Source organism: Antarctobacter sp. (assembly GCF_048262615.1).
In the GTDB taxonomy this organism is placed as follows: Bacteria; Pseudomonadota; Alphaproteobacteria; order Rhodobacterales; family Rhodobacteraceae; genus Antarctobacter.
Window position 1 is genome coordinate 38,814 of sequence record NZ_JBLXFB010000015.1, and the last position, 12,957, is coordinate 51,770.

Annotated in this window: 13 protein-coding genes; 9 read left to right on the forward strand and 4 right to left on the reverse strand. The window is 64.4% G+C overall.

The window, feature by feature from the left end:
- Position 1 precedes the first annotated feature (1 nt).
- The 6 genes from ACN0S5_RS15970 (at position 2) to ACN0S5_RS15995 (ending at position 4,822) form a co-directional block, all read left to right on the forward strand.
- The gene (locus ACN0S5_RS15970; protein ID WP_417209731.1) at positions 2-1,165 is read left to right on the forward strand and encodes an acyl-CoA dehydrogenase family protein; all 1,164 of its coding nucleotides are present in this window, start codon (positions 2-4) and stop codon (positions 1,163-1,165) included.
- Positions 1,166-1,423: 258 nt separating this feature from the next.
- A complete protein-coding gene (locus ACN0S5_RS15975) occupies positions 1,424-2,584 on the forward strand; it encodes an FAS1-like dehydratase domain-containing protein (RefSeq protein WP_417209732.1) in 1,161 nt (386 codons plus the stop codon).
- Positions 2,585-2,588: 4 nt separating this feature from the next.
- Positions 2,589-3,392: a crotonase/enoyl-CoA hydratase family protein gene (locus tag ACN0S5_RS15980; protein WP_417209733.1), complete on the forward strand. Its 804-nt coding sequence runs from the start codon at positions 2,589-2,591 to the stop codon at positions 3,390-3,392.
- A 21-nt stretch (positions 3,393-3,413) separates the two neighbouring features.
- The gene (locus ACN0S5_RS15985) at positions 3,414-3,587 is read left to right on the forward strand and encodes a hypothetical protein (RefSeq protein WP_417209734.1); all 174 of its coding nucleotides are present in this window, start codon (positions 3,414-3,416) and stop codon (positions 3,585-3,587) included.
- Between the two features lie 65 nt (positions 3,588-3,652).
- Positions 3,653-4,414, forward strand: a complete 762-nt coding sequence (locus ACN0S5_RS15990) for an IclR family transcriptional regulator (protein WP_417209735.1) — start codon at positions 3,653-3,655, stop codon at positions 4,412-4,414.
- A 3-nt stretch (positions 4,415-4,417) separates the two neighbouring features.
- Entirely contained in the window at positions 4,418-4,822 is a 405-nt protein-coding gene (locus ACN0S5_RS15995) for a PaaI family thioesterase (RefSeq protein ID WP_417209736.1), read from the forward strand.
- 21 nt (positions 4,823-4,843) lie between these two features.
- Here ACN0S5_RS15995 and ACN0S5_RS16000 read toward each other — a convergent pair whose 3' ends face one another.
- The 3 genes from ACN0S5_RS16000 to ACN0S5_RS16010 are packed head-to-tail and all read right to left on the reverse strand — an operon-like array spanning position 4,844 to position 9,686.
- Positions 4,844-6,373 carry a carboxylesterase/lipase family protein gene (locus tag ACN0S5_RS16000; protein ID WP_417209737.1) on the reverse strand — a complete coding sequence of 510 codons (1,530 nt, stop codon included), beginning with the start codon at positions 6,371-6,373 and terminating at the stop codon, positions 4,844-4,846.
- A complete protein-coding gene (locus ACN0S5_RS16005) occupies positions 6,370-8,073 on the reverse strand; it encodes an FAD-dependent oxidoreductase (RefSeq protein WP_417209738.1) in 1,704 nt (567 codons plus the stop codon). Before ACN0S5_RS16005 ends, ACN0S5_RS16000 begins: the two co-directional genes overlap by 4 nt.
- Positions 8,070-9,686 carry an FAD-dependent monooxygenase gene (locus ACN0S5_RS16010; protein WP_417209739.1) on the reverse strand — a complete coding sequence of 539 codons (1,617 nt, stop codon included), beginning with the start codon at positions 9,684-9,686 and terminating at the stop codon, positions 8,070-8,072. Before ACN0S5_RS16010 ends, ACN0S5_RS16005 begins: the two co-directional genes overlap by 4 nt.
- A gap of 217 nt (positions 9,687-9,903) precedes the next feature.
- On the opposite strand from ACN0S5_RS16010, the gene ACN0S5_RS16015 reads away from it, so the two are divergent.
- From ACN0S5_RS16015 to ACN0S5_RS16025, 3 genes are read left to right on the forward strand one after another with little or no spacing between them, the layout of a single operon-like run.
- The gene (locus ACN0S5_RS16015; protein WP_417209740.1) at positions 9,904-10,362 is read left to right on the forward strand and encodes a MaoC family dehydratase; all 459 of its coding nucleotides are present in this window, start codon (positions 9,904-9,906) and stop codon (positions 10,360-10,362) included.
- The gene (locus ACN0S5_RS16020; RefSeq protein WP_417209741.1) at positions 10,359-11,261 is read left to right on the forward strand and encodes an HpcH/HpaI aldolase/citrate lyase family protein; all 903 of its coding nucleotides are present in this window, start codon (positions 10,359-10,361) and stop codon (positions 11,259-11,261) included. Before ACN0S5_RS16015 ends, ACN0S5_RS16020 begins: the two co-directional genes overlap by 4 nt.
- Before the next feature lie 9 nt (positions 11,262-11,270).
- On the forward strand, positions 11,271-12,203 hold the full coding sequence (locus tag ACN0S5_RS16025) for a 3-keto-5-aminohexanoate cleavage protein (RefSeq protein ID WP_417209742.1): 933 nt from the start codon (positions 11,271-11,273) through the stop codon (positions 12,201-12,203).
- 75 nt (positions 12,204-12,278) lie between these two features.
- On the opposite strand, the gene ACN0S5_RS16030 is transcribed toward ACN0S5_RS16025, so the two are convergent.
- Positions 12,279-12,944: an NADPH-dependent F420 reductase gene (locus tag ACN0S5_RS16030; RefSeq protein WP_417209743.1), complete on the reverse strand. Its 666-nt coding sequence runs from the start codon at positions 12,942-12,944 to the stop codon at positions 12,279-12,281.
- Positions 12,945-12,957: the final 13 nt, after the last annotated feature.

Below are 12,957 nucleotides of genomic sequence, written 5' to 3' on the forward strand. Positions count from 1 at the left end.
CATGAAACTGGAACTGAACGCCGATCAACGCGCGATGATCGACACTGTGCGCCAACTGTCGCAGCAGAAATTCAAAGGCCGGGTCCACAAATGGCAGGACGGCACCTTTCCACACGAGAACCTGAAGGATCTGGCCGAGATCGGTGTGCTGGGCATGGCCGTCCCGGAGGAATTCGGCGGGCTTGGCCTGCCGGTTCTGGACTGCGTTCTGGCGCTCGAAGAGGTGGCCAAGGTCTGCTATGCCACCTCAATGGCGGCGATGAGCGCCATGGGTGCCCAGAATCGCATCATCGCGAACTACGCGCCCAAGCACATTCAGGAAAGGCTTTTGCCCGGAGTCGTCACCGGCGATGTGATTCTTGCCATCTGCATGACCGAGCCGCATGCCGGAACGGATGTGGCAAACTACAAGACCAATACCGTGATCAAGGGTGACACCGTGATCCTGAACGGCACCAAGACGTTGATCAGCCGCGCGGACGAGGCGCATTGCTTCATCATCTTCACTCGGGTCGATGGCGTTCCGGGGCGCGAGGGGATCGGTTGTGTGCTGCTCGACCCGGCCACGCCCGGATTCGAGGTTACTGCGCGCTATCACACCATGGGTGGCGAAAACCTGGCCGAGATCCAGTTTCACGACATCGAACTGCCGCGCGAGAACCTGATCATCGAGCGGGACGGGATGAAGAAACTTCTGACCGCGTTCAACACCCAGCGTTGCATGAACCCGTCCGTTTCCCTGGGTCTGGCCGAGGGCGCCTTTGAAGAAGCCGTGAAATACACGCGCGAACGCACCATTTTTGGCAAGCCGACCGGTTCCATGCAGGGGATGCGCTGGCACTTGGCCACGATGGCGCGCGAAATCGAGGTCGCCCGCTCGATCCTGTACCGCGCTGCGGCCACCGCGAATCCCTTTCCCGATCCCTACCTGGCCGCAATCGCCAAGATGGAAGTCAACGAAATGGCAATCAAGGTCACGTCGGACGCCTTGCAGGTGCATGGCGGCTATGGCTTTACCGACGAATACCCCGTGTCGCATTTCTACCGGGGCGCACGCTACGGCACACTTGGCGGTGGCGCCACGGAAACGCTTAAGGATCTGGTTGGCAAGCGCATCCACGACGTCTTTCCCGAAGACGGGTTCCTGTCCTTCGGCATGATGTAACCCCCCTCCTTTCACGGAAAAAACCGGGCCGGGACCGTCAGGTCGACCGGCCCGGAATGCGTTGCCATAGGTCATTTTCCGTGGGCGGCGGACCGGCTCTGCGCTCACGCCATTCCCGCGCCGGTTTCAGCCGTTCCGACGGCCAAGGGCCGCCCGGTGCAAATAAGAGTCTTGACTCAACACCAGCCTTCACCCCATTCTCCGTTCACAGTTACGAATTAATGTTCGTAATTATGAACGTCAAAGGGGAGGGGCGCGATGTCCGTTGACGGCGGCATTACCAAGGAGCTTGCCAAGGGCAAATTCACCGACGAGATGATGGGCTACATGCGGTCCATGATCGGGACCGAGTTGCGGACCGAAGGCTGCGTCAACAACGAATACGCCACCCGGCTGGCCATCATGCGGTTCTGCGAGGGGATCGGCGACGACAATCCTCTCTGGACCGACCCGGACTATGCCGCTGCCTCCCGTCACGGCGGGATCATCGCCCCCCCCAGCTTCATATTTGCCTGCCTCGCCTCGGTGCAATTCGGCTGGCGCGGGCTGGGCGGCTTTCACGCCGAAACCCTGCTGGAGTTCAACGCCCCGATCCGCGTCGATGACCGCATCACCGCCCGCGTCTGGTTCGACGGCTTCGACGATCCGGTAGAGAGCAACTTTGGAGGCCGCCGGATCAAGGACTATGTCCGCCAGGAATACTGGAACCAGAACGACGAACTGGTGGCGAAATTCACCTGTTCCCGGATGCGCTTTGAACGCTCTGAGATGCAGAAGCGCCGCGAAGGCCGCAAGATCGAACTGCCGCATCCCTGGACTGACGATGAAATCGCCGGGATCGAGGCGGATATCCTCGCCGAGAAGGAACGCGGCGCGACGCCGCGCTACTGGGAGGATGTGCAGGTCGGCGACGAGATCGACACGCTGACCAAGGGACCGATCGGCCTGACCGACGAGATCGCCTTTGTCGCCGCCGGCGCCGCACCGATCCCGCGGGTCGCTGCCCACAAGGTGTCGCTGAAGCGGTATCACAAACACCCGAAATGGGCCTTCCGCGATCCCAATACCATGGCGCTGGAGCCGGTCTATTCGGTACATTACAACGACTACGCGGCCAGCCTTCAGGGCGCGCAGGCAGCCTACGACGTGGGTATCCAGCGCACGTGCTGGCAGATCCATTCGCTGACCCACTGGATGGGCGACGATGCGCGGATCAAGGCGGCCACCACGCAATATCGCAGCCATGTCTACCTGTCGGATGTCGTGCGCCTGTCCGGCAAGGTCGAGGCCAAGGAGGTCGATGCCGACGGCGATCACGTTGTCCGGCTGACGACATGGGCCACCAACCAGCGCGGGCAGAATGTCATGCCGGGAACCGCAACCGTCGCGCTGCCGACGCGCGCCACCAAGGGGGCCTGAGCCGATGTCTGAACAAAAGATCCTGATCGAACGCCGCGACCGCGTTGCCATCGTCACGCTGAACGAACCCGAAACCCGCAACCCGCTGACCCCCGGTATTGTCAGCGAACTCTGCGATTTTCTTGCCCGTGCCAATGCCGATGAAAGCCTGTCCTGCATCGTCCTGACCGGGGCGGGCAAGGGATTTTGCTCGGGCGGCAACATCAAGGACATGCGCGACGGCAACGATCCGATGTATCGCGGCACCGCCTATGACATGACCGACGGCTACCGCAACGGCGTGCAGATGATCACCAAGCTGTTTCACCGGCTGGACGTGCCCGCCATCGCCGCGGTCAACGGGGCGGCGATCGGCGCTGGCTGCGATCTCGCCTGCATGTGCGACATCCGCATCGCCTCGGAACACGCGAAATTCGCCGAAAGCTTTATGCGTGTCGGGATCGTCTCCGGCGACGGTGGGGCCTGGCTGCTGCCGCGGATCGTGGGATTGCCACGGGCGCTGGAAATGGCGCTGACCTGCAACGTGCTGGACGCCGAAGAGGCAAGGGCGTGGGGCCTCGTTACCCATGTGGTGCCCGCCGCCGACCTGATGGACAGGGCCTTGGAGATGGCCGAGGGCATCGCATCCTTTCCGCCCCGCAGTATCCGGCTGAACAAACGACTGATCAAGCAGTCCATGGACATGACGCTGGACGGCTCACTGGAGCTGTCGGCGGCCTATCAGGCGATTGCCCAGAACACCGCCGACCAGAAAGAGGCGGTTCTGGCCCTCATAGAAAAAAGAAGACCGCGTTTCAGCGGCAAATGAGCTCAAATCAGGGAGGATTACATGAGCTATCTTGAACCCATTCCGACTGAGAACCAGACCCCGAAAGACGCCCCCGCTGCGGATTTCAACTGCGGCTGGTCCTTCATGTCCTATCTGGTGCGCATGTCGGCACAGGCCGACCTGCGCGAGCAGGCCGATACCGCCCACCGGCCTGACTGCGTCGCATCGGTTTGACAAGCCGGCCCGGTGAAAATAGCGTCGTTCATAATTATGAACGACGCACACGGACGCTTTTTGCCATGAATACGTCAGCCAGGCCGCCCGCATCGGACGGGCATCGGACGATCAACCGCGTCACGCAGATCGTCGAAGTGGTCGTTGCGCGGCCCGGTATCACCTTTGGCGAACTGGTGCGCACGCTGGGTGCGGCCAAGAGTTCTGTTCACGGGTTTGTTCAGGGTCTGCTGGCGCGAGGCTGGATCTACGAAACCGGAGGCGGTTTCTACCTTGGGCCTGCGGTTTATGCGCTGTCGATGGCCAGCGGCCACATCCGGGCCGGCGTCGTGACCTATGACGATCTTCATGCGCTGCACGAGGCCACCGGGGTTGCCGCCTTTCTGGGCGTGCGGGCCGGTGACAACCTGATTTACGTGGCCGAAGCGGGCAGCGACCCGGTCACCGGATTCGAGGCCCAGACCAGTATCCGGCGCACGCTGCTACAGACCGCGGGCGGAAAGGCGCTGCTTGCAGCGATGCCGCGCGCCGAGGTCAACGAATTCCTGCGGCGGCGTTCCGAGGACGAGGGCGAGTTCGTTTCGAAGTTCCTCAGCGAATACCCTGATATCGTCGCGACCGGCATTGCCCACAACACCCGTCAGCAAGGGGCGCGTTCGGCCATCGCCACGGTGGTCTACGACCGCAACAACGATGCCACCGGCGCCATCACGCTGGTCGGCCCGACCGCGCAGTTGCAGCCCCGCCGCGCAGAGTTGGCACAGATCCTGAAGGAACACGTCGCCCCCATGCAGCAGCGCAAGATTGCCTCGCGCGAGGCAATCTGACGGATGATGACGGACGACGCATGGATCGATATGGAGGACGACGGCTTTATCGGGCTCGTCGGTCCGATCCAGCACCGGCCCTACCGCGACGACGGACGCGGCTATTTCCGCTTTGTCGCGGGCGACAAACATCGCAACCGGAACGGTGTCGTTCAGGGCGGGATGCTGATGACCTTCGCCGACCGGGGCCTTGGCTTCACGATCCGGCAGAACGAAGTGAACCTCAAACAGGCCACGGTGCAACTGGACGTTCATTTCATCCGCGCCGTTCCGATCGGATCGACGGTGGAACTGGCGGCGCAGGTGGTGCGCAAAGGCGGAAGCATGGTGTTCGTTGACGGCGTGCTCAGCGTCGAGGGTGAAACCGTCGCCACCGCCCGCGGCGTGTGGCGACGGTTCAGCGACTGACGGCTCTCGGGGGCCGACCCCTCAGGGCTGCGAGATCGCCGACAGATTGTGTTGGTAGCCAAACGGCGCGACGAGGTCGAGCGCGGCCCGTGCCGCGCTGCCCGGATCGGACTCCACCCGGCATTCAGTATCCAGGATCATCGTTGCGCGATCCGTCGCGCTGTATTGTGGCCACGCGGGCAGGCTGGCGTTGTTGGGATCGCCTTGCCGCGCAAAGGCGGCCCATGTGGCCATCATGCGCTCGGCCAGCGGCTCTACCTCGGGGCCGTCACCGATGCAGGGGCGCGCCGCTGCCGTGGTGCCAAAGACAAAAGGCACCTCCAGCGTGTGGACCGCGCCCATGCGCCCGCCTTCGACCGGCGTGTTCCATTCAAAGTGGAACGCCCAGGCGGGCGCTTGGCGCGACTGCATCTCGGCCATGCCCCAGGTTGTCTTTTTGAAGATGAAGTCAGAGGCCGCAAGGAACATCAGCATGCTGTGGCTTTCGTCCGGGTAGACCGAACGATAACGTTTGTGGATCTGCGTGGCCGTTTCCGGATCTGTTTCCAGCAGCGACCTGAGCCTGCGGATCACCTCGTCCCTGGGCAAGTCGAAATTCGCGGGATCGTCACGCATGTAATAGGTGGCCTCGGTCCGGGTACAACCTGTCATGACCGGCAGGCCCGCGGCCTCGGGTGGCGGTGCGCCGTCGAACGGGTGGTGGGTGAAGGTCCGGCCATCCAGCGACGCGCGATAACTGATCCCGAGCGGCGTGATGGCTGACAGGATGCGGTCCATCGGCAGCGCCTGCAAGGCGGCGGGGTCTGGCCGGTCCACCCCCAGCGATCCGGCCAGTGCACCTGCAAAGCCGAGCGCCTCTTCGCGGGTGGCAAGCTTTAGCCCGCCGCCGCTGCTTTCGATGATCGCCTTGTGGAACAACCGTTTGGCGTGGCGGGTCGCCATCAGTGCCGCAATCTTCGACGCGCCGCCGGATTCGCCGAACAGCGTGACATTGTCCGGGTCGCCTCCGAAGGCGGCGATATTGTCGCGCACCCACTCCAGCGCCGCGACGATATCGAGAATGCCCACGTTCGCGGAATCGGCAAAGCGGGGATCGTCGGTCTCCAGCGCGAGAAACCCGAAGACATTGAGCCGGTGATTGATGGTGACAACAACAACGTCCTGCGACTGTGCCAGCCGCGATCCGTCAAAGCCCGGCGCAGAGCCGGCGTATTCCCGCCAACCGCCGCCGTGGATCCAGAACAAGACCGGCCGCCGGGCCGCATCGGAAGCAGGGGTGAAGACGTTCAGGAACAGGCAATCCTCGCTGACGGGTTCGATCTGCGAATACCATGAAAAGAACGGGTCGGTGTTGTGGGGACGGGGCAGTTGCGGTGCCGAGGCGCCGGGCCTCACCGCTTCGGTGATGCCGGGTTGCGGAGCAGGGGCGACGGGCGGGCGAAACCGGTTTTCTCCGCCGGTGTCAGCGCCGTAGCGGATGCCGCGAAAGACGTGAACGCCGCCATTGTCCTGCCCGCGCAGCTTGCCCAGTGTGGTTTCGACTACCGTCATGTTTCGTCCGCCTTCTGTTCGATGTCCCGGATAGCGGCATAGGCAAAGACCACCGCCGCTCCGATGTTGATTCCGCCGCCCGGATAGTACCCCCGCATCACCGAAGAGATGTCCTGCCCCGCGCCATACAGCCCCGGAACAGGGGTGCCGTCGCTGCCGATCACCTGGGCGCGGTCGTTGGTCTTCAGTCCGATTGCCGTGCCCAGCGTCGAGGGCACGACCCGCAGCGCCACGAAGGGCGCCGTCCGGATCGGTCCAAGCGTGGGGTTGGGCGTCACGCCTGGGTCGCCCAGCATCCTGCGGCCAAAGGGGTTTTCCCCGCGACGGAACTCTGGGTCCGTGCCGGATTGCGCGTAGGCATTTATGTTGGCCACGGTCTGCGCCAGTCCGCCGGGGTCGACGTCGATCCGGCGGGCCAGATCCTCGATTGTGTCGGCCATCTGGATATAACCCTGCCGGACGTAGGGCCGCAGGCTGGGACGGAACGGCCGGATCATCCCCAGCCCCCAGCGCCAGACGAACCGGCGGTCGGCGATGAAATAGAACCGGTTGCCCTTGGCGGCCCCGGCCCTGAACATCGCCGCGACGATATCGTGATAGGTGCTGGATTCATTGACAAACCGACGACCGGACCGGTCCACCGCGATCAGACCGGGTTTGCCGCGTTCGAGATAGCCGTAGAGGATCGTCTCTTCGCGCCCATCCGGGTGCGTCAACAGCGACGATGGCTGCCAAAGGCCCGGCCCTGCCACCTCATGGTCGATGAGCGCACCGATCCTGCGGGCGGCATTGATGCCTTCGCCCACGTTGTCCTGCCAGCCGACCGAATGGTGATGCGGATGGTCGGGGCCCAGTTCCTCGCGCATCTTCGCGTTGTGCGGGAACCCCCCGGTGGCCAGAACCACGCCGCGCCGCGCGCGGATGCGTGTCAGGGTTCCGTCGTGATCCACCACCGCGCCCGTGACCCCCGTACCGTCGTGGATCAGCTCGACCAGCGGCGTCTTGACCCGGATCTCGGCACCCATCTTGCGCAGGCTCAGCAGCATCCGCGCGATCAGCGCGTTGCCCGCGCCGATATCGGTCCCGCGCGAGTAGCGCAGCCGGTCCGCGGCAAAACGGGCGAGCGTGGCGACCACCCGGCCAAACCCGCGCGCAGAGCGGAACGGGTTGAGGAAATCGTCGACCTTGCGCTTGTCGATCGACATCCCGCCCAGCAGCATCAGCCGCCGGATCGGGGGGCGCACCAGTTCGAAATCCGCGCCCAATCTGCGCCCGTCAAAGCGGCGCGGCTCCAGCGTGCGGCCCTCGACCACGCCGCCGTCGGTCTCGGCGTGATAGTCGGGCCATGTGACATAATCCCAGGCCACGTCGGTGCCGTCCTGAATCTCGGCCACCGCCTTTGGTCCGGCCTCCAGAAACGTATCGACCAGATCCGCGCGGTAGTGATTGCCCAGCTCGTTCTTCAGATAGATCCGCGCCTTTTCGACGGAATCCTTGGCCCCGGCGGCCCTGGCCTGGTCCGTGTTCGGCACCCAGATGAACCCGCCCGAGGTTGCCGTGGTCCCGCCGACCACGGCGGATTTCTCGCAGATCAGGACCTTCAGTCCCCGCTTTCGGGCAAAGATCCCGGCAGAGAGCCCGGCGGCGCCGCTGCCCAGGATCAGCACATCGGTTTCCACGTCCCAAGGATGTTCGGTCATGACTGGCCCCCGGCACCGCGCAGGGTGTCCACAACATCCAGCGCCGCCTCGGCCCGGTTGCCGCGCCAGCCGACATGGCCATCGGGGCGCACCAGCACCAGCTTGCGCTGATACAGCGCCGCAATCGCCGGATCGTCGATCCGCTCGACCCGGAACGGAACGCCACGGGCGCGAAAGGCTTTGGCCAGAGGCTCTGCCTCGCCGCCGGGGAAGGTCAGGCAGACGAATCCGTCGCCGAACAGGTCCAGTGTCGACCGGCCGTCCGGCAGCCAGGCATGAGGCGCGCGCGAACCGGGCCGTGCCGTCGGCTGGTAAAGGCGGAAATCGTCGGGCGGCTCGGGCGAGCCGTCGGGAACGACGATCGAAGACCCTTCGTAGCGATGCCCGATCTGAAGCCCCAGCGATTCCCACTCCACCCGCGTCGCGGCGCGCATCCTTGCGCCGACCGCCTTGCGAAGGGATACGCCGCGGGCTGTGTCTTCAAGGATGGCGGAGGTGTCCGGGACGTCGCGCCAGGCGTTGTAATTGGTGGTGGAAAAGCTCAGGTTCCGGGCTGCCACGGGCCGTCGCTCGGCCTCGTAGCTGTCCAGCAGGCCAGGGCCGGCCCAGCCCTTCAGATCGCCTTCCAGCTTCCAGCCGAGGTCCATGATTTCCTGCATCCCGGTGTTCATGCCCATGCCGCCGGTGGGCGAAGTCGTGTGTGCCGCGTCGCCCGCCAGCAGCACGCGCCCGTCGCGGAACCGGGCCGCCAGCATCTCGCTGCGCCGCCACGGCACGACAGAGGTGACGGTAAAGTCGATCCGGTCATTGCCCAGGGCGCGGCGCACCCAGTGTTCGGCGTCGAACGTGTCGAGGTCCATCTTCTCCGCGCCGCCCAGCACCGTCATCCGCCATGTGTCGCGCCCGTCGATCACCGTCACATTGCCCCAGGTGCCTTCGGGGCCGACCAGCAGGTAACGCTCTGCCTCGCCCATGGCGTGCTTTTGCGCCAGATCCGGGGCGGTGAAGAGGATGTTTATGGAGTAGCCCAGCAACCGGCCTTCGAAGGGAATGCCCAGAGTCTGACGCACGAAACTGCCCGCGCCGTCGCAGGCCAGCAGATAGTCGGCGCGGATGGTCGACGTCGCGCCAGTGGCGGTGTCAGCGACCTGCGCCGTCACGCCGGTCTCGTCCTGCGCGAACCCGGTCAGGGTCTGGCCGTAACGGATGTCGTTGCTACGGAAAGAGGCGGCGGCCTCGGTCAGGATCGGCTGCATCCAGGATTGCGGGCAACGCTGCTTGTGCTCCGGCGCTTCGGGCGGAAGCGGCGTATCCGCCATGCCGGGATAATATTCCTTGTCCAGCAAGAGCCCGTCGAGCGCGGTGCAAAAGACCATCGACAGCTCGTAGTCCGGCGGAAAGCCAGCCGTCTTGATGGCATCGGCCAGGCCCCAGCCGCGCAGCATCTCCATGGTGCGCACCGCCATCAGGCCGGTGCGGGGGTGGGCGATTGTGCCATCACCCTGTTCGACCAGAACGCAATTGATGCCGCGCCGGGCCAGTTCGATCGCCATGCCCAGCCCGACAGGGCCAGCGCCGACAATCAGCACCTGTGTCGCGCTGTCACTCGTCATGCATCCTCCGGAAAAATGGTGCCTTAAATAATCTAAATGATTGCGTTCTGTTTGCAAGCCCTTTCACAGATGATCGTTGGCCTTGGCTTGTGCGGCGCAGACCGCAGCAGCGCTTGCGCGACGCCGCTTTACCGCTTACAAAGAGTTAGATGAATATGATGGTTTTGGGCATTTGCCCGTTTTCCGCCAACCTGGACAACGCAACGGAGGGCCGACAGTGGCAGGGCTATATTTTGAGCAGTTCGAAGAGGGAAAGGTCCTGACACATACCATGCGCAGGACCGTGACAGAGGCTGACAACGTCTGGTACTCGACAGCCACCTGCAATCCGGCCGCGATCCATCTGGATGAGCAGTATTGCAAGGAACACACCGAGTTCGGCACGCGGATCGTCAATTCCGGCTTCACCCTCGGACTGGTGATCGGGCTTTCGGTCGGCGACACGACGCTGGGCACGACGGTGGGCAACCTCGGGATGGATGACGTCCGTTTTCCCAGCCCGGTATTTCACGGCGACACGATCCGCGCCGAAACCGAAGTGCTTGAAAAACGCGAAAGCAAGTCGCGCCCGACCCAGGGCATCGTGACCATGATCCACCGCGGCTACAATCAGCGCGACGAGGTCGTCTGCACCATGAAACGCGCGGCGCTTGTCTATAAGGAGCCCACCGCATGACCCTGCCCCTGAGATCCATCCTGTTCGTTCCGGGCGACAGCGAACGAAAGCTTGAAAAGGCGCTCGGCTCCGAGGCCGACGGTCTGATGATCGACCTCGAGGATTCCGTCGCGCCGGCACGCAAGCCGGTGGCCCGCGACATGGCGGCCGCGTTCCTGCGCGCGGGCAAGACCCGGCCCGAGGTACAGGTCTGGGTCCGTATCAACCCGCTGGGCGGTGACTTCGCGCTGGACGACCTGGCCGCCATCGTGGGCGCCCGTCCCGCCGGGGTGTTGCTGCCCAAGGCCGAAGGTGCCGGGGACATCCGCCGGCTCAGCCATTACCTGGATGCTCTGGAGGTGCGCGAGGGTGTGCCGTTGGGATCGACCCGAATCATGGCGGTGGCCACGGAAACCGCAGCCTCGACCTTTGTGCTGCACGAGTATCGCGGCGCAGGGATGGAACGGCTGTACGGGCTGACCTGGGGCGCCGAGGACCTGAGCGCCGATATCGGTGCCTCGACGAACCGCGACCCGGACGGCCGGCTGGCGCTGACCTACCGGATGGTGCGGTCCAACATGCTGTTGGCCTCTAGGGCGGCGGGGATCTTTGCCTTCGACACCGCGCATCCGAATTTTCGCGACATCGACGCCCTGCGCGAAACCCTGGACGCCTGCCGGCGCGAGGGCTTTCACGGCGGCTTTGCCATCCACCCGGCGCAGGTCGAACCGCTGAACACCGCCTTCAGCCCCTCGGATGAGGACATCGCCGTCGCCGAAAAGGTTGTCGCGGCGTTTGACGAAAATCCCGATGCGGGGACGCTGGGGATTGACGGCAAGATGTACGACCGTCCGCACCTTGTGCAGGCGCAAAAGATCCTGGCCATGCGCGATGCGTTCGCCGCACGGGCGCAACTGTAGGACGGACCCATGGCCAAGCAACGCAAGACCATTATCACCTGCGCCATAACCGGGGCGATCCACACCCCCACCATGTCGGACGCGCTGCCCTATACGCCCGACGACATCGCGCGGCAGGCCATCGAGGCGGCGGAGGCGGGCGCGTCCATCCTGCACCTGCACGCAAGGCGCGCGCATGACGGCGGCGTTTCCGTCGATCCCGACGATTTCGCCGCCTTCCTGCCCCGTGTCAAACAGGCGACGGACGCGGTGGTGAACATCTCGACCGGCGGCAGCCTGACCCTGTCCATCGCCGACCGGGTCAAACCTGCGACGACCTTCAGCCCGGAAATGTGCAGCCTGAACATGGGGTCGATGAATTTTTCCTTTCACCCGCTGGCCAAACGCTATGACGACTGGAAATTCGACTGGGAAAAGGACTACGTAGAAGGCTCTGAGGGCAACATCTTCCGCAACACCTTTCGCGACATCCGCGAAGCGGCAGAGACGCTGGCCCCGCACGACATCAAGTTCGAACACGAATGTTACGATGTCGGGCATCTCTACAACCTGAAGTTTTGCATGGACATCGGCCTGTTCAAGGCCCCGATCTTCATCCAGTTCATTTTCGGTATCCTTGGCGGGATTGGGCCTGAGGTCGACAATCTGGTGTTCATGAAGCGCACCGCCGACCGGCTGTTCGGTGACGACTATCGCTGGTCGGTTCTGGGGGCAGGGGGCGCGCAGATGCCGCTGGCCACAACGGCCAGCCAGATGGGCGGCAACCTGCGGGTCGGGCTGGAAGACAGCCTTTTCATCTCGCGCGGGACACTGGCGGACTCGAACGCCCAACAAGTCGCCAAGATCCGGCGTCTTGTCGAGGATCTTGGCTGCACGGTGGCGAGCCCGGATGAAGCGCGCGAGGTGCTGGGGCTGAAGGGCGGCGACCGGGTGAACTTTTAACCCGCGGGACTGGTCGGAAGCGGACCTCCGCGGCGCTTGGCGTCGCGGGGGTCGTCATCGGTTCGGGCCTGCGGTTCAGCCAAAGGTCCGACGCAATCGCTCCAGCGTCGTGTTCGCGCGGAATGGCGGCGTCCCGCGCTGGAACAGCACCCCGGTGTCCAGACCGCCCACGACCAGCGGTTGGCAGTCCGCGTCGTGGACAAGCTGCGCGGCGATGGCGACCGCCTCGGCGTCATCGCCCGCAAGCGGTACGGCCAACGGAACGCTGGACCGCCCCCAGGACTCTGCGATCCGGCTGGCGTCCACGGCGCTGAAACAGCGCACGACGCGGGCATCGGCAAAGATCCTCTGGGTCGTCGGCCCGACGCCGCGAGAGGCACATTCCTGCGCCAGGGGATGATCGGGATTCCAGGGCGGATTGCACGCATCGAGCAGGACCTTGCCAGCCAGCGCATCGCCGCAGGCCTCGGCCAGGACGGGCAACGGCTCATAGGGAACCGAAATCAGGACCACCTCGGCAAAGTTTGCGGCGGCCCTCGGCGTGCCGGTGCTGACGTTTTTTCCAAGCCGGTTGGCCAGCGGGGCCAACCGCGAGGGGTGGCGGCTCGACAGCATGACCTGGTGCCCGGCGCGGGCCCAGTTGCTGCCGACAGCGCTGCCAAGCCAGCCCGCGCCGATAACACCCAGGCGCATGGGGCGAAAGGGTTTGGCGACAGGCGTGTCCAGTGCAAGGTGTATCATCCGTCCGTTCCGT